At 58.1% G+C, this 15,915-nt stretch carries 14 protein-coding genes; 6 read left to right on the forward strand and 8 right to left on the reverse strand.

The window, feature by feature from the left end; translation table 11 throughout:
• Positions 1-5: 5 nt before the first annotated feature.
• The 4 genes from G6N80_RS06055 to G6N80_RS06070 are packed head-to-tail and all read right to left on the reverse strand — an operon-like array spanning position 6 to position 2,486.
• Positions 6-338, reverse strand: coding sequence for a hypothetical protein (locus G6N80_RS06055; protein WP_062556980.1), 333 nt, complete (start codon positions 336-338; stop codon positions 6-8).
• Positions 335-1,222 carry an NAD(P)-dependent oxidoreductase gene (locus G6N80_RS06060; protein ID WP_062556979.1) on the reverse strand — a complete coding sequence of 296 codons (888 nt, stop codon included), beginning with the start codon at positions 1,220-1,222 and terminating at the stop codon, positions 335-337. Before G6N80_RS06060 ends, G6N80_RS06055 begins: the two co-directional genes overlap by 4 nt.
• Positions 1,223-1,224: 2 nt before the next feature.
• The gene (locus G6N80_RS06065) at positions 1,225-1,728 is read right to left on the reverse strand and encodes a gluconokinase (RefSeq protein ID WP_246251370.1); all 504 of its coding nucleotides are present in this window, start codon (positions 1,726-1,728) and stop codon (positions 1,225-1,227) included.
• The gene (locus G6N80_RS06070) at positions 1,728-2,486 is read right to left on the reverse strand and encodes an SDR family oxidoreductase (RefSeq protein ID WP_062556977.1); all 759 of its coding nucleotides are present in this window, start codon (positions 2,484-2,486) and stop codon (positions 1,728-1,730) included. Before G6N80_RS06070 ends, G6N80_RS06065 begins: the two co-directional genes overlap by 1 nt.
• Positions 2,487-2,584: 98 nt before the next feature.
• Here G6N80_RS06070 and G6N80_RS06075 point away from each other — a divergent pair, with 98 nt between their 5' ends.
• From G6N80_RS06075 to G6N80_RS06090, 4 genes are all read left to right on the forward strand, one after another.
• Positions 2,585-3,532, forward strand: a complete 948-nt coding sequence (locus G6N80_RS06075; RefSeq protein WP_165132122.1) for a 2-hydroxyacid dehydrogenase — start codon at positions 2,585-2,587, stop codon at positions 3,530-3,532.
• A gap of 12 nt (positions 3,533-3,544) precedes the next feature.
• Entirely contained in the window at positions 3,545-4,576 is a 1,032-nt protein-coding gene (locus G6N80_RS06080) for an L-idonate 5-dehydrogenase (RefSeq protein WP_165132125.1), read from the forward strand.
• A 35-nt stretch (positions 4,577-4,611) separates the two neighbouring features.
• Positions 4,612-5,502, forward strand: a complete 891-nt coding sequence (locus G6N80_RS06085) for an SMP-30/gluconolactonase/LRE family protein (protein WP_165132128.1) — start codon at positions 4,612-4,614, stop codon at positions 5,500-5,502.
• A gap of 128 nt (positions 5,503-5,630) precedes the next feature.
• On the forward strand, positions 5,631-6,671 hold the full coding sequence (locus G6N80_RS06090) for a glycoside hydrolase family 5 protein (RefSeq protein ID WP_246251371.1): 1,041 nt from the start codon (positions 5,631-5,633) through the stop codon (positions 6,669-6,671).
• Between the two features lie 16 nt (positions 6,672-6,687).
• On the opposite strand, the gene bcsN is transcribed toward G6N80_RS06090, so the two are convergent.
• The 4 genes from bcsN to bcsA are packed head-to-tail and all read right to left on the reverse strand — an operon-like array spanning position 6,688 to position 14,036.
• On the reverse strand, positions 6,688-7,470 hold the full coding sequence (bcsN, locus tag G6N80_RS06095) for a cellulose biosynthesis protein BcsN (protein WP_165132134.1): 783 nt from the start codon (positions 7,468-7,470) through the stop codon (positions 6,688-6,690).
• Complete coding sequence (locus G6N80_RS06100; protein WP_165132137.1) at positions 7,467-9,512, reverse strand: tetratricopeptide repeat protein; 2,046 nt, start codon at positions 9,510-9,512, stop codon at positions 7,467-7,469. Before G6N80_RS06100 ends, bcsN begins: the two co-directional genes overlap by 4 nt.
• Positions 9,509-11,791, reverse strand: a complete 2,283-nt coding sequence (locus G6N80_RS06105; protein ID WP_165132140.1) for a cellulose biosynthesis cyclic di-GMP-binding regulatory protein BcsB — start codon at positions 11,789-11,791, stop codon at positions 9,509-9,511. The genes G6N80_RS06100 and G6N80_RS06105 overlap by 4 nt, the downstream gene beginning before the upstream one ends.
• On the reverse strand, positions 11,784-14,036 hold the full coding sequence (gene bcsA, locus G6N80_RS06110; protein WP_165132143.1) for a UDP-forming cellulose synthase catalytic subunit: 2,253 nt from the start codon (positions 14,034-14,036) through the stop codon (positions 11,784-11,786). The genes G6N80_RS06105 and bcsA overlap by 8 nt, the downstream gene beginning before the upstream one ends.
• Before the next feature lie 345 nt (positions 14,037-14,381).
• Between bcsA and G6N80_RS06115 the strand changes: the two genes are divergently transcribed.
• Positions 14,382-14,543, forward strand: coding sequence for a hypothetical protein (locus G6N80_RS06115; RefSeq protein ID WP_156379355.1), 162 nt, complete (start codon positions 14,382-14,384; stop codon positions 14,541-14,543).
• Positions 14,544-14,830: 287 nt separating this feature from the next.
• Complete coding sequence (locus tag G6N80_RS06120; RefSeq protein WP_165132146.1) at positions 14,831-15,898, forward strand: HD-GYP domain-containing protein; 1,068 nt, start codon at positions 14,831-14,833, stop codon at positions 15,896-15,898.
• Positions 15,899-15,915 lie beyond the last annotated feature (17 nt).

Below are 15,915 nucleotides of genomic sequence, written 5' to 3' on the forward strand. Positions count from 1 at the left end.
GTCAATCAAAGCGGAAATTCGTTGGCCAGCGTCACATGATGATGAATGCGGCCATCGAAGAAACGTGACAGCACGCTTTCAGTCGCGGCCCGCGCTTCGGTTCGCACAGGACTTGCCAGCGCCTGTTCGACGGCTTCGATGCTGGGATAATTGACGGCAAGGATCATCGGGAATTCCGGCGCGCCATCATCTCTGGCTTCCGCGAAGGACACCCGCACATCAAGCGCGCCTGGAAACTGCTTCCACTTCGGCAAGATTTCATCCATCACAGCGGCGCGAAAGGCTTCCGTTTGGCCCGGTTTTACAGTTCCTTCAAACAAGGCATAGCGCGTAATCATGGCGAAATCTCCCTCTTCGCTCCCGTGAAAAATTCCATCAGCGCTGCCTGATCCTCGCCGCCAAGTCCGGCAGCCGTCAGCATGCGGTGCACCTCCGCACACACGGCGGTCAGCGGCATGGCGGTGTTGGTGCGGCGAGCGAGATCCTGCGCGCCGTTCAGATCTTTCACCATATTGTCGATGCGACCGGTGCGCCGATAATCCTTGGTCACGAAGCGCGGCATATATTCCTGCAGGATGGCGCTGTCAGCACGTCCGCCCTTGAGCGCCTGCGGAATCTTGGCAGCATTGACCCCGGCATCCAGCGCCAGCTGCGTGGCCTCGGCCACAGCCAGAAAGTTCAAGCCGCACAGCACCTGATTGATGAGCTTTGTTGTCTGCCCTGCCCCAACCGGCCCCATATGGGTGTAGTTGGAGGAAACATGGCAGAGAACCTTGTGGGCATCGCTCACATCCTGCTCGCTGCCGCCCGCCATCAGCGTCAACTGACCAATGAGGGCTTTCGGTGCGCCGCCGGAAAGCGGGCTATCCACCCAGCGCAAGCCCTTTTCAGCCGCCTCTGCCGCGAGTTCCTTTGTCGCGTCCGGGTCGATGGACGACATGTCGATGATAAGGGTGCCGGGAGCCGCGCCTGCCGCGACACCCTTGTCGCCAAATACCGCCAGCCGAACAATCTTTGGCGCATTGAGGCTGAGGATGACGAAATCCGAAACGGACGCGGCTTGCGCCGCACTGGCAGCACGCTTGGCGCCAAAGGCCTCAAGTGCTGCGATCTTGGCCGGGTCCGGGTCGAACACCGTCAAATGCTGACCCGTCTCGGCAAGGCGCTGACCGATCGCCCCACCCATTGCGCCTGCGCCGATCAGGGCGACCCGGTTGCTCATCGTCAGTTCCTTCCGATCTTGTTCAGAATGTCCCGGACCACCTCATCCAGAGGTTGCCCGATATCGGCACCGACAGACAGTTCGCCTTCTCCCGGCGGTTCCAGCGTCGCGAACTGATTATCCAGCAGGGAAGTCGGCATGAAATGTCCGGGACGATGCTTCATCCGCTCGGCAATCACCTCTTTCGCGCCAGTCAAATGAATGAAGAGCACAGGCTCTCCCGCCTTCTCGCGGATCAGATCGCGATAGGAGTGCTTGAGGGCAGAGCAGCCGATGAAGATCTTCCCCTCATGACTGCCCAGCCGTTCGCCCACAGCGGCAAGCCAGGGCCAACGATCTTCATCGGTCAGCGGAATCCCCGCACTCATCTTCTCGATATTGCTTTTGGGGTGAAGGTCATCGCCATCCACATAAGGCGCGCCGGTCTTTTCCGAAAGAGCTGCACCGACCGATGACTTGCCGGAGCCGGACACACCCATGATGACGAACTTCTGGATATCCGCCATCAGAGCGACACCGTGATGCCGCCATCCACATAGAGGATGTGGCCGTTGACGAAGGTGGAGGCGTCGGATGCCAGGAAGATGCAGGCGCCGACCAGTTCTTCTACCTTGCCCCAGCGTCCGGCAGGCGTGCGTTTTTCCAGCCAGGACGTGAAGGCCGGATCGCTGACCAGCGCTGCGTTCAGCGGGGTATCGAAATAGCCGGGTGCAATGGCATTGCACTGGAGACCATACTTCGCCCAGTCCGTCGCCATGCCCTTGGTCAAGTTGCCCACGGCACCCTTGGTGGCAGTGTAAGGCGCGATGGAGGGGCGGGCCAGCGCCGTCTGCACACTGGCAATGTTGATGATCTTGCCACGGCCGCGCTTGATCATGTGGCGGGCAACGGCCTGGCCAACATGGAAAACGCTGGAAATATTTGTTTTCAGCAGCCGCTCGAACGCGTCTTCCGGGAAGTCTTCCAGGGGACCGCGATGTTGCATGCCCGCATTGTTGACGAGCACATCGATGGCACCATGTTCAGCCTCGAAACGATCGATTGCCTCGCGCGCTGCGCCGTGGTCCGTAACGTCAAAGTTCAGAACCTGGACCGGCTTTGAAAACTGTTTTGCGGCTTCGGCAAGCTTTGCGGGATCGCGGCCATTCAACACGAGATCGGCTCCCGCATCCGCCATTCCCTTTGCCAGGGCAAAGCCGATTCCCTGCGAAGAACCCGTGACAAGCGCCCGACGGCCCTTCAGATCAAAAAGTGCAAGCGACATGTTTTCCTCCCTCTTGCATCTCGACAACCGTCATCTTGTGCGTTTATGTTATCGATAACATCAAGTGTCAAGACGATTTTCGTGGAGGAATTTTAGCAATGGCGAAACCGCACATCCTGCAGGTTGGACCCTATCCGCAATGGGACGAGGAGCCTTTGAATGAGGCTTTTCAGGTTCACCGCTATTTTGAGGCCGAGGATAAGCAGGCATTTCTGTCACAGGTCGGTCCGCAGGTTCGCGGCATTGCGACTCGTGGAGAACTGGGCGCCAACAGGACCATGATCGAGGCCTGCCCCAACCTCGAAGTCATCTCCGTCTATGGCGTGGGCTATGATGCTGTGGATCTGGGGGCCTGCCGTGAGCGCGGTATCCGCGTTACCAACACGCCGGATGTGCTGACCAATGACGTGGCTGATCTGGGCATTGCCATGATGCTGGTACAATCGCGCGGCATCATCGGCGCGGAAACCTGGGTGAAGGATGGAAGTTGGGCCGCCAAGGGCCTCTATCCGCTCAAGCGCCGTGTCTGGGGCCGCAAGGCGGGTGTTCTGGGCCTTGGCCGTATCGGTTTTGAGGTGGCCAAGCGTCTCAGGGGCTTCGATATGGGTATTGCCTATAGCGATGTATCTGCCAAGCCATACGCAGAAGGCATGGAGTTTGTGAGCGATCCGGTTGAACTGGCGCGGCGATCCGATTTCCTGTTCGTCACTTTGGCGGCATCTGCCGAGACACGGCACATTGTGGGCCGCGCTGTTATTGAGGCTCTTGGACCGGAAGGCATGCTGATCAATATTTCGCGCGCCTCGAATATTGATGAAGAGGCGCTTCTGGAGGCATTGGAAAGCAGGCAACTCGGCTCGGCGGCGCTGGATGTTTTCGAGGGCGAGCCGAAGCTGAACCCGCGGTTCCTGGCACTCGATAATGTTCTGTTGCAGCCGCACCACGCATCTGGAACGGTGGAAACCCGCAAGGCCATGGGCCAGCTGGTTCGCGATAACCTGATGGCGCATTTTGATGGACGCGCCCTACTGACGCCGGTGATTTGAGGAGACAGAACCATGAGAGCAATTGTTGCACACGCGGCGAAGGATCTGCGCATTGAAGAACACCCGGCTGCATCGCCCGGTCGAGGTGAGGTCAAACTGCGGCTGGCGACCGGCGGCGTCTGCGGCAGCGACCTTCACTATTATAATCACGGTGGGTTCGGCACGGTTCGCCTGAAGGAGCCGATGATCCTCGGCCATGAAGTTTCCGCCTATGTCGAGGAACTGGGGGAAGGCGTGAGCGGTCTGGAGATCGGCCAATTGGTGGCGGTTTCGCCGTCCAGGCCATGCCGCACCTGCCGCTATTGCCAGCAGGGCCTGCATAACCAATGCCTGAATATGCGGTTCTACGGCAGCGCCATGCCTTTCCCGCATATTCAGGGGGCTTTCCGTGAAAGTCTGGTGGCGGATGCCATTCAGTGCGTGCCAGCAGACGGGCTTTCTGCGGGCGAGGCGGCGATGGCCGAGCCTCTGGCGGTCACGCTGCATGCAACGCGGCGGGCGGGCGAAATGCTGGGCAAGCGGGTGCTTGTCACGGGCTGTGGCCCGATTGGCCTGCTCTCCATTCTTGCGGCCAGACGTGCAGGTGCCGCGGAAATCGTGGCGACGGATCTTTCCGATTTCACGCTTCAAATGGCAAAGGCCGCCGGTGCCGACCGGACCATCAACACAAAGGATGAGCCGGAGGCGCTCACCGCCTATTCCGCCGACAAGGGCACGTTCGATGTGCTCTACGAATGCTCGGGAGCGGCCGTTGCGCTTGCAGGCGGCATTGCAGCCCTTCGCCCGCGTGGCGTCATTGTTCAGCTGGGTCTTGGCGGCGACATGAGCCTGCCGATGATGGCGATTACCGCAAAGGAACTGGAGCTGCGCGGCTCCTTCCGCTTCCATAAGGAGTTTGCTGTGGGTGTCGGGCTGATGCAGAAGGGCCTTATCGACGTGAAGCCGCTGATCACCCATACGGTCGCGCTTGACGATGCGATCTCGGCATTTGAGATAGCCTCGGATAGAAGCAAAGCCATGAAGGCACAGATCCGATTCTCTTGATCGAGGTCAGATACAACGGTTGGGAGGATGAGTTCATGTCGTTTTTCGAGGTCGTCGAACCGGTTTTTTCGCGCTTCGTGCTGGGGAATGCCCCGGTAAAGGAGATCGCGACCGGCTTTGACTGGGTGGAGGGACCGGTGTGGTTCGGAGACCTGAACTGCCTGCTGTTTTCCGATATTCCGAACAACCGGATGATGCGCTGGATACCGGGCGTCGGCACCTCGGTATTCCGCGCTCCTTCCAGCTATTCGAACGGCAATACACGCGACCGGGAGGGGCGCCTGATCACCTGCGAGCACCTGACGCGACGGGTGACCCGAACCGAGCGTGACGGATCGATCACCGTATTGGCGGACAGCTATCAGGGCAAGCGGCTGAACTCTCCCAATGATGTTATCGTCGCGTCCGATGGTGCTGTCTGGTTCACCGATCCGCATTACGGTATTGCCATGGACTATGAGGGCGAAAAGTCGGAGCAGGAACTGGCCTGCCATGTCTATCGCATCGATCCGAACGGTGAAATCAAGGCGGTTCTGACCGACTTCAACTGCCCGAACGGGCTCGCCTTCAGTCCGGATGAGAAGCGGCTCTATGTGGCAGATACCGGCCGCATGCATTCCGGGGACGCGCAACACATTCGCGCCTTCGATGTGGGAGAGAACTGGTCACTTTCTGGCGGTGAGGTGCTGCACAGCATCAAGCCCGGTTGTGCCGACGGTTTTCGGCTGGATACGGACGGCAATATCTGGTCTTCGGCGGCAGATGGGGTCCACTGCCTTTCGCCAGAAGGTCGCTTGCTCGGAAAGATCAAAATTCCGCAGGTCGTATCGAATGTCTGCTTTGGTGGCAGGCACAGGCACGTGCTGTTCATCACAGCCTCCACCAGCGTCTATTCTGTTGCGCTGAACAGGCGCGGGGTGCTGTGAGGTCGCAACCCTATAAATGATTTGTTGACCATACATCGCTCCAATAGCGTCTCCGATCCGGCTATCATTGCGACCATTCAGGGATTGGGCCAGTTTGCTGACACGCAATGGGACAAGGATCAGAGCACATGCAGGTTCGGGAGGCGATCGCTGGCTTACTGGCCTTAACTGTGGCGGCACCCGAGACCTTGGCGGCTGGTACTTGCCTGCGCGGCATCAATCTGGCCGGTGCCGAGTTTGGCGCGGTCGGTGGTCTGCATGGTCAGGCCTATGCCTATCCGAGCCAGCAGACGATCAGCTATTTTGCAGAGAAGGGCTTTACGTCTGTTCGCTTGCCCTTCCTTTGGGAGCGGCTTCAGCCGAAACTCGATGCTCCGTTCGATCAGGCTGAACTGGAGCGCCTGATCGAAACGGTATCCTCCATGCGGGCGCTCGGTCTGAAGGTCGTACTCGATCCGCATAACTACGCGCGCTATCGTGGGCAACTCATCGGTTCCAAGGCTGTGCCTGTCTCCAGTTTCGTGGATTTATGGGTGCGGCTGTCTGCTCTATTCAAGTCGGATCCCTCGGTGATCTTCGCGTTGATGAACGAACCGCACGGGATTTCCGCGAAGGACTGGGTGGATGCCGCCAATGCCGCCACGTCTGCCATCCGCAAGAATGCCGCGCAGAACCTCATTCTCGTCCCGGGCACGGCATGGACGGGTGCCCATAGCTGGTTTGGCGATTGGTATGGCGGCGCGAACGCCGAGGCTCTTGGCCGCTTCCAGGATCCTGGCAATCGCTACGCCATCGAAATTCACCAGTATTCAGACAAGGATTTTTCCGGCACCAACCGGGATTGTTCCCGAGGGCCGGAGGCTGTCGCTGCTGTGGCGAAGCTTTCCCAATGGCTGAGGGACAACGGCAGAAGAGGGTTTCTGGGTGAGTACGGGGTCCCCGCCGATCCGGCCTGCATTGCTTCTGCGAAGGAAATGGTCTCGACGGTCGAGAAAAATGCGGATGTCTGGCTCGGCTGGGCCTATTGGGCCGCCGGGGACTGGTGGCCCGAAGATGAGATGCTGAACATCCAGCCACGCGGCGGCAAGGACCGGCCGCAATTTGCGGCACTGGCAGAGGCTTTGAATGGTCCGATCGACACGAAGGCCTGCGCCAGCCTCTTCAAATAGAGGCTGGCCTTCCAATTCAGGATGCGGGCAGTGGCACCACTGCCGCCGCTGGTGATGGCGTCGCCTTGGTTGCCCGTTCGCTTGTGTGGACGCCTGAGGCAGCATGGGTCCGTCGAACCGGATTGACCGGCGACCCCGGTCGTTCATGCAGAATGGAATTCGATTGACCGGATGCGACTGGCAACCCATCCATCTGCCCCGTCGACGCGAGACCAATCGAAAATCCGCTGAGTAGATTGGCAAGTTGCGCCATATCCATGTTCCGATCGCAATAACGAAGACGGACCTTGGCGCTTGTGTCCTTCGCCAAACCTGGCCAGTGGTTGATCTGCTGCCAGGTATAGACACAGTGCTCACCCTGCTGCGATGTGCCTGAGGCTGTGCCATACGGCCCAAAAGCATTGGTGCGAATAATCGGATCAACGGTCATGCGGATATCCGGAAGCGCTTGAGCTATCTCTGCCTGAAGCGCTGCGGCGGATGGTGCGCGTGAAAGACGCAGATTGGCGTTTGCGCTGCGTTCTATGGTCAGCATGTTTTCGCCCGCCAAATTGGTTTTGCCTAGATAGACGATCTGCTGAATCTCGCTCTCTTCCGCCGAGAGGAGGCGAATGCTGCTCGGGCTCTGTCCCAGTGTGGGCAGCTGCGCCCAAGCCATGTGAAGCGGAACCTCGCGGTTGAGGGCAGGTGCTGCGCCGACCGTGCTGGATGTTGCCTGATGATCGAGCCAGGCATCGGACGTGGTGCTGCATGCGCTCAGCAATCCGAGCGCGACGAGGACGAAAGGAGAAGACTTCATCGCCATAGTCCCATGCGTTCTTCGATGGCCGTTATGCCGCGGGTATTACCTGCGTCGCGAACCACCTGATTGAGGGCGGTAAAGATTGCCTTCGACTGGCTGAGGTGGCCCAGATGGTAGTGAGACCATGCGCGCATCTGCGTCATGCCAACCGCTTCAGGAGCAAGCTGCAGACGCATATCGAGATTTGCGATCACCTCGGCGTAGCGCTTCTGATCGAAGGCTATGCGCGCCTTTTGCCACAGCAGTTCGGACCGCAATTCGCGCTCGCGTGCCGGGGAGAAACCACCCCGCAGCAACAGTGTCTCGGCATCGGCAGTCAGTCTTGCCCGCAACAAGGTCAGGCCGAGACCATACAGCGCATCATCGCCTTTACCGCCACCGCCGCGCACCGCTGTTTCGAAGGCAGAGCGAGCCTCGGAAATCCGGTTGAGTGAGAGGCTGCACCAGCCACGGATCAGTTCGGCATTCGCATCGAGCCGCCCGGAAGCCGCCTTCTTCGAAAGATCGGCGAGGCAGTCTCCATATCGACGGGCCTTGAAGCTTGCGAGATATTGCGGCTGTCCCTGTTCGGATGGAGTGGCAACGGTCTGCCCTTTCTGGCCTGTGGGTGCCCGTGCGGTCTTCAGATCCGCGAAGACCTCACGATAGTCGCCACCAAACCGCGCCTCGAGGTCACCATAGGTCGCTTTGTCCTTTCGTCGAAGGCTGGCAAGCAACTGACCCTTCAAGGCGGCTGCTGACGGTTTCCACTCGAAAGACTTGCGGAACCAGGCCTGAGCGGATTCGAACTGCAGCCCGTTATAGGCATACCAGCCGAGAAGCTCCGCATGCTCCGGCGATTGGGCGGCCTGGATTGCATTCGCGAAGGCGTCGACAGCCTTGGAATCGGGTTTCTTTTCGCTTTTTTCCATGAAAGCCACAGCAAGCGCGGCCAGGAAGCTTTCCCAATCCTGCGATGCGAGCGCGAGATTGTCGCTGACCACCTGGAAGGCTTCCGCTCTTTTTTCGTCTTGCAAAAGTGTAAGGCTCAGGCCTTTCAAGGCTTCGGAAGAGGGGGCGGATAGAAGCGCACGTCGGAACCAGGTTTCGGCTTCCTTGCGCTGCGCGACCTTGAGATAGTACCAGCCAAGAAGGAGCTGGTCCTTGCTGCCCGTCTTCTCATCTGCGGAACGCCGCAGGGCAACCAGCATTGCAGGCAGTGGCTCAGTCGCACCTTCGATACCGGCCACATAATCGGCCAGCTCGCGGCGCATGAGATCGAGATCCAGGATCTTGCTTCGTGCTGCTACCGTGGGCGAGCCGGACAGCTGACGAATGACCTGACGCAGTTCTGCCGCCGGAAAGTCACGAGCCGCCTTTTGCAACGTGGTGATCAGCACATCATCGCTCAGACGCTGTTCTCCTTCGCGAAAAAGGATGCCCTGATAAATGAGGCTTGCCTGATCCAGCATGCCGTTTTGGCTATAGGCATCCACCAGCATCCAGAGCAGGTCGGCTTCCGGCTCGCTTTTTGGATCAAGGTCGTGACCGGCTGCGATCACGGCAGCCCAGTCTTCGGCCTTCGTTGCCCGTACCATCTCGAAGCGTTGTTTGCGCCGGTTGAGCTTCTGCTGGAAATCGGAGGATGGCTCCCAGCCTGTATTCTCGCTGGCGAGGCGGCTAATTTCGTTATCAATGCCAACGTAATCGTCTTTTTCATAAAGCCGCCAAAGAACGGTTTCATCGACCTTTCTCTCCTCCACAGGCTGGAAGAGATCACCCGGCACCGCGAAATCCGGATATTTGATACTGATGCGACGGATCTCGCGATCCACGCGCTCTTTCTGGCCCTGCTGCGCATAGTAATAGAGTGCCGCCAGCTCGACCGGGTCCGGCGAAGCCTTCGGCTTCGGCAATTGCGGCTTTCCGGCGATCGCGTTCGGCATGGGCTGCACCTGTTCGGCAGGCAGAAGGCTCGAGGCGCTGCTTGCGTGGAAGCTGCCGGTCAGAATGAGAACTGTGCAAGTTGCGGACCTGAGCAGAGTGAGCCTGTTGTTCATTCGACGGTCCTCACACCCTTGCGTGGAACGATATAGCCAAGCCATAGACCGATCAGGCTGACGAGAATGACGACGGCGAAGGCATAGAGGGCAATGTGGTCTGATAGCCAGGCGGCCGCCAGTCGGCGCAGATTTGCAAAGCTCTTATCCGCGAGCGGATAGAAACTGTAGGCGGCTGCAGATGTAGAGATGACCTCGCCCGTAGACCGCAGAACCGTGGCAGACCCTCCGTTCAATTTCGACCATGCCGCAGGATCGGTCAGGTAATCGATAGCCTTGGATAACTCTGCATCGGTTGCAGCGCTGACGGTCGTTACGACAGAGTTTCCTGTTTCACTCTGGACCTGCGAAAGCGTTGCGAGCACTTCGGAGTTCCTGATGGGTGCCGGATCACTCTCCGCTTCGCGATATTGAAGCCACCGGCCGACGACATTGATTGTGCGTTGAAAGCCGATAATCAGATTTTCGGAGATACCCGGTTCATTCCGATCCTGAGATGTGCGGGCCTGAAACGCATCCAGCAGAGCGCGTGGATCGGAGGGTTCAGCGACTGTGCTTCCATGACCGAAGACCGATGCGGTTGTCAGACCATCCAGTGAAGGTGCCGCCAGCCGCGCGGATTTGACCAGGCTCTGTCCTTGAGCCGTAGCGATGATCAATCGATTGCGGTCTGGAATTGCGCTGCGGGCTTCCTGATCCGAGACGAGGTTCGCTGCCAAGGGCTGGCCGGCACTGACCGCCAATCGTGATAGCAGCGTTGCTGCGGCACCCAGCTGAACACTGGACGGTGCCGAAACCACGAGATCGAGCGTTTCAGTGCGACTGAAGGGATAGGCGCGTCCCGCAAAAGCCGCCAGATCCGGCACGCGGCCTGCACGCGCCAAGGCTGGCACCGAAATGCTGGTTTCTTCCAGAAGCAGGAATCTCGGCTTGCTTTCGTCACGGGCGGCAGGGTCGCAGACTTTGTCTTCTTCCTTGGGAAGTTCTGCCAGAATATCTACCGTGTTGATGCCCGGACGAAAGGCCCTAAGCGGAATATCGAGGGTCTTGTCCTTCAGGATCGTGCCGTTCGGATCGATCAGGCCATGGCTCGTTACCGCCTTCTCGTTGACGCGGACGACAAGCTGCGCGCCGGGCGCCAATTTCGGTGCGGTTGCCGCATTGAGCTTCAGGGTCATCGCGCCATAATCGCCGGGGTAAAAGTCGGCGGGCATGACGGTCTGGAAACTGGTGCGGAAAAGGCGCCCGGCAAATGGTTCTGCGCGATAAGCGAGGTCAGACAGTCGATACGTGCCTGGCTGATCGGCATTCAGCACACCCATTTCTGCAGGCAGGCGGCGACTGTTCAGAACCAGTTTCAAGGGGCCATTTAAGGCTTGGAGCAGTGCGGCGTTGATGGCCTGCTCGCCGGCCCCGCGGATGATCATCTGCACACGACCGGCTCCGGACGGCCGGATAGACACGCCAGCCGGTGCCGTAGCCAGTAGACGCTTGCCTTCCTCGCTTTGCCAGCTCGAATTGACATCGCCGACTATGAGATCAATGCCAGGCTCATCTTTCGTCGCGGTTGTGAATTCGACCGAGAGGTCCTTGCGCCCGAGCAGGAGAGCGATTGTCTGGATGGCATCAAGCGAATGCCGGGCGCCGGCCTTGGTATCGCCAGCCGTCAGCACCCTCACTTGGGTCCGGCGGTCGGCATTGCGGCCGACGGATATCAGCGCCGCAGCCGGATCCTGAGCGCGGCTCGCGGCAGTCTGGAAGCCGCTGTTCGAAACGTCGATCTGCGTCCATAGCTCGTAGGTCGCATCAATGGAACAATCGACCCGATGATGCTGCTGCGCGGCAAGGGTGACGGTGTTCCAACCGGGTTTCAGAGCAGTTGTCTCCGCCTTCACATCCATGATCCCCGGGCCTTGCGGGGAGCGGATCGGAAATTGTTGACCGGCATGACCATTGAAGGAAACGCGCAGGGTCGCGTCCTCCGGCCGAACCGAGACGGCGTTGGTATAGGTCAGTCGAAGGCTGCCACCTGCCTGCGCTTGCTCCGACGTCAGGAAGAACGACAGATATCTGACATCCCGTTCACCCTGAAGCCGACTTTCAAACGAGGATTCCAGAAATGGTATCAGCCCTGTGGGATTGGACTGCACTCCTGGCGTGCCTGAATTGTTGTTGATGAGATCCGGTTTCGTAGGCGAGGGCAGCAAGGAGGGGGCCGCCTCGCTTCCGGAGGCGATGCTGAAAAACGCGATTGCAATGAAGCTGGAAAGCTTACGCATAGCTCGCCTCCTTTACTGAAACTGCGTCGAAGCCCGCGTGCGGTCCGCTCCGGGAGCGGTTGTTCGCTGGAGCAAGAAGCAATTCAGCATCTGGATGAGAGGTCTGCTGCGTCTCTTTCACGAGGCCGAGAGCATAGATGAGGGCGCGCATGCACTCCCGCACAGACCAGAGAGAAAAGCGGAGTGTTCCGATAAAAAAGCCGATTGGCTTCTGACGCAGATTGATCCGGTCCTGCAGGAACGACTGTTCGGAATACATGATTTCGGCAATCAGACTGAACGTATCCGGATCGCGCTGGACGAAGGCAAAGCCGAAGCTTCCATCCAGGCCGCTTCGTGCGACCCGGCAGACGATATCCTTGCGCAACGCCTTTCCGTTGCGGCGAAGCTCAAGGCTGCAAACCTCGCCTTCGCCAACTGCCTTCGCAGGATTATCGATGAACTCTACCGCAACGCCGCCGCTGGAAACATTGGTCAGGATGACGGTGTGCACAACGCTGCCCATGTGAAGAAGCGCATGCCGGCGGACACTAAGACGCTGATTACGCCGCCGCTCGCGCCGCTCCGCGACGACACCGAGGGCTGCGCCTGCCAGACCCATGTTGATAAGATTCCAGCCGATGACGATCAGCAGGAGTTCCGACGGCATAGGCTCGCTCAGGTAGCGCCAGATTGCGTAGCCTGATGCGGCAGCCAGTAGCAGGAAGATGGCAAAGTAGGGCAAAGCGATCGGTGAAAGCTTGCTTGTTTCAAGCGTCTGACCTTTGGCCGTCACGTTAAAAGTCGGTTTGCGGGGATTGCGAACGACGCTGAAGATGGCGCCAAGCAGCATCACTGCCTGAACATATTCGTAAAGTTCCGACACCCAAGGCCAGCGGACTTTGCCGAACAGGTAATTCTGCATTGCAAAGGAGGAGATCAGATAGGTGAGTGTGTAGCAGACGAATTCAACGATATTCGCCTGGAAGATCTGAAGCGAGAAGAAGATGTAGAGAAGCGGTGCGACCATGAAGGTCAGCCGCGTCAGCGGGAACAGCCAGAACAAGTTGGTACCAGCGTAGCACACGCGCTGTGCAAAGGTGAGACCGCGCTGGAGGAAAGGGCGGTTCAGGATCAGGATCTGCAGCATGCCTTGACCCCAGCGCACGCGCTGCCCGATGAAGGAAACAAGAGTTTCCGGCTGCAGGCCCGCAATCAGGGGCTTGTCGACGTAGACACTGTGCCATCCGCGGCAGTGAAGCGCGAGCGCACTTTCGCAGTCTTCCGTGATGGATTGGCCCTGAAAGCCGTTGGTTTCCTCAAGAGCTGCGCGACGAAGAACGGCTGCGGAGCCACAAAAGAAGGAGGCATTCCATTTGTCGAGGCCGCGCTGGACGATGGAGTAGAACATCTCGTTTTCCGACGGCATCTGTCGGAACGTGTCGAGGTTCTTTTCCAGCGGGTCGGGGTTGAGGAAAAAATGCGGCGTCTGGACAAGGAACAGGCGGTCATCGGCTGCGAAATAACCCACGGTCTCGCTGAGGAATTCGCGAACCGGCGCGTGGTCGGCATCGAAGACAACCACAAGGTCGCCGCTCGAAATTTTCAGTCCGGCATTGAGATTGCCAGCTTTGGCATGCGTGTTTTCCGCGCGGGCATGGTAGCGAACTCCCAGGGCGGCACACAGCGACTGTAGTTCCTCCCGCCGACGCTGTGCCGAATGAGCGACAACCGGATCCCTGTGTCCGCATTTTGCATCGGTGCCGCCGTCATCCAGCAGATAGACCGTCAATTTATTCGCGGGATAGTTCATGTTTTTTGCTGCTGCCAGCGTCAGCGCAAGCAAGTCCGGTGCTTCGTTATAGGAGGGCACGAAGACATCGACCGTTGGCAGGTCGGCCGCAGCCTGCGTACCCGGTGCGGCTCGCTTCAGCGGATCGGCTACGATGAAGAAGTTGATGGCCAGCATGACTAGGCAGTACATTTCGGCAATGTAAAGCAAAAGGCCTGGAATGAAATTCAGCAGATCCGATGAATCGGGCAGTGTATCCGTCGTACGCCAATAGGCATAACGCAACGCGATAACACCTGCATACACGAAGGTCATCAGACGAAGGGTCTTGTTCTCCGGCCGCTGCATGGACAAAAGCATGAGACCGAGGATCGTGAGGCTCAACACGAGTTGAGCCTGAAGGCTCATAGGGAGCCAGAGTAGGAATAGACTGCTTGTGCCTGCAATGATTGCAAGCAGAGAGACGTACTTCATGACGCCATCAACCCCATTTGTCACCGCCCGGGCGCTCATTGCCAAGGGTCCCGTTTCGAGACATCTCGAGGTCTAGGGTTGAGATGTTAGCAAAATGCTAATGGTTGCGAGGACCGGAACAGGCATTTTGCTGACAAAAGCAGAGTTCGTGTATCTGGATAACTCATTGAAATTATATCGTAAAAAATCAAAATCTGCACAAGGTGACTGATTTTGTTGAATCAGTGTCGTCTAATTCAAATTCGCCATCAGTGTTAAGAAATCCTTAAAGGCAGGGCATTTTGCTCGTCCGGAACAATTAAGCAGCCTCGTCCGTTGATTGACCAGCAACAATGGAGGCCAGACATGGACAAGTCTTCTTCACCCGCCGCCCGCGAAGCGGCGAAAGAACGCAACGCCAAGGAAGAGGATCACGGCGTGATTTCTGCCGGAAACGATGCTCACCAGCGCGAAAATGCGAGCGAGCCGAAAGTGGAAGAAGTTCGCGGGTCCCGACAAGAAAAGTGATGAACGACTCTGGATGGTGCTCCAAACATGCGCCATCCTCATCCGGGAACATCCAAGTTTCATGCTTGCCAAATTTGGCTGGGTAAATGCTCGGTAATAACAGCTTTGTAACGGCTGAAATCTCATCTTCGAAGCAGGCAATATCCGTCAGGAAGTTGCATGCTTCTATTCATTCTTTATTAGGCAGCCGTCTGTCTACTGTCCCGCAGGAGTAATCGAACAAGCTCTCGGGATTGACGAGGCCGAACCCGGCGAATTGGGGGACCTCGAACGATAAACGGCGGAACATGCGCATCTTTTTGATTGACGATAGCCGCTCCATGATCGCGGCAATGCAGCAAGCGATTGCTTCTTTGGATAATGTCGAAGTCATCGCATTTCTAGAGCCAGTGAAAGCTCTGGGTAGTCTTGCAGAAGAAAAGCCAGATCTCATTCTGGTGGATTACTCAATGCCGGGCATGAGTGGTATCGACGTCATTCGGCAAGTTCGAGCGACGCCGGAAACCGCGTCGGTTCCTGTCATCATGGTAACATCGAATACCGAAACAGGCCTCAAGATGGCTGCGATGGAGGCGGGGGCGACCGAGTTCCTCAGCAAGCCGTTCGACCAATCCGAATTGAAGATCCGCGTATCCAATCTCCTGAGTATTCGGGCCGAGCAGCGCAAACTGGCTCTTCAGGCGCAAGAACTCCAACGCAAGTTCGAAGAGGCCATGGCGCGCGTGGAGCGTCGGGAGGAAGAGATCATCTGGCGTCTTTCTCGCGCCATTGGCTGTCGAGACGGCGAAACGGGACAGCATCTGGACCGCGTGGCGGTGATTGCGCGCATGATTGCCGAAGAGCTCGGCTTTGATGAAAGACAGGCTAGAGAAATCTTCCTTGCTTCTCCTCTGCATGATGTCGGCAAACTGGCTGTGAAGGATGCAATTCTCCTCAAGCCGGGCCGTCTTACTCCGGACGAGTTTACCGAAATGAAGAAGCACACAGAATACGGTCAGGAGATTCTGAAGAATAGTTCCAGCGATCTGATCAGGACAGCAGAGCGCATTGCCGCGAGCCACCATGAAAAATGGGACGGCACAGGCTATCCGCGCGGGCTTAAAGGTACCGAAATTCCGATCGAGGCAAGGATTGTCGCCGTTGCGGATGTCTTTGATGCGCTTTGTTCGGAACGGCCCTACAAGCAGGCCTGGCCCCTGCAGAAGGCGCTTCAGGAGATCATGAACAACAGCGGCAAGCATTTTGATCCCTCTTGCGTAGCGGCTTTTGCGCGGCGCTGGGCACAGATCCGTGAGCTGTTTCAGCAGGGGGAAGAAGGCTCATATGACGAGACGAAGACGGCCAGGATCGCCTGACCGACTTGTCCGTAATC

It is taken from the genome of Rhizobium rhizoryzae, from assembly GCF_011046895.1.
In the GTDB taxonomy this organism is placed as follows: domain Bacteria; phylum Pseudomonadota; class Alphaproteobacteria; order Rhizobiales; family Rhizobiaceae; genus Neorhizobium; species Neorhizobium rhizoryzae.

What these genes read in the sequence shown, in the direction of transcription:
- G6N80_RS06085 (WP_165132128.1), top strand. Translation starts at nt 4,612, where the DNA reads ATGTCGTTTTTCGAGGTCGTCGAACCGGTTTTTTCGCGCTTCGTGCTG.
- G6N80_RS06115 (WP_156379355.1), top strand. Translation starts at nt 14,382, where the DNA reads ATGGACAAGTCTTCTTCACCCGCCGCCCGCGAAGCGGCGAAAGAACGC.
- G6N80_RS06090 (WP_246251371.1), top strand. Translation starts at nt 5,631, where the DNA reads ATGCAGGTTCGGGAGGCGATCGCTGGCTTACTGGCCTTAACTGTGGCG.
- G6N80_RS06080 (WP_165132125.1), top strand. Translation starts at nt 3,545, where the DNA reads ATGAGAGCAATTGTTGCACACGCGGCGAAGGATCTGCGCATTGAAGAA.
- G6N80_RS06075 (WP_165132122.1), top strand. Translation starts at nt 2,585, where the DNA reads ATGGCGAAACCGCACATCCTGCAGGTTGGACCCTATCCGCAATGGGAC.
- G6N80_RS06065 (WP_246251370.1), bottom strand. Translation starts at nt 1,728, where the DNA reads ATGGCGGATATCCAGAAGTTCGTCATCATGGGTGTGTCCGGCTCCGGC.
- G6N80_RS06100 (WP_165132137.1), bottom strand. Translation starts at nt 9,512, where the DNA reads ATGAACAACAGGCTCACTCTGCTCAGGTCCGCAACTTGCACAGTTCTC.
- G6N80_RS06105 (WP_165132140.1), bottom strand. Translation starts at nt 11,791, where the DNA reads ATGCGTAAGCTTTCCAGCTTCATTGCAATCGCGTTTTTCAGCATCGCC.
- G6N80_RS06060 (WP_062556979.1), bottom strand. Translation starts at nt 1,222, where the DNA reads ATGAGCAACCGGGTCGCCCTGATCGGCGCAGGCGCAATGGGTGGGGCG.
- bcsA (WP_165132143.1), bottom strand. Translation starts at nt 14,036, where the DNA reads ATGAAGTACGTCTCTCTGCTTGCAATCATTGCAGGCACAAGCAGTCTA.
- bcsN (WP_165132134.1), bottom strand. Translation starts at nt 7,470, where the DNA reads ATGAAGTCTTCTCCTTTCGTCCTCGTCGCGCTCGGATTGCTGAGCGCA.
- G6N80_RS06070 (WP_062556977.1), bottom strand. Translation starts at nt 2,486, where the DNA reads ATGTCGCTTGCACTTTTTGATCTGAAGGGCCGTCGGGCGCTTGTCACG.
- G6N80_RS06055 (WP_062556980.1), bottom strand. Translation starts at nt 338, where the DNA reads ATGATTACGCGCTATGCCTTGTTTGAAGGAACTGTAAAACCGGGCCAA.
- G6N80_RS06120 (WP_165132146.1), top strand. Translation starts at nt 14,831, where the DNA reads ATGCGCATCTTTTTGATTGACGATAGCCGCTCCATGATCGCGGCAATG.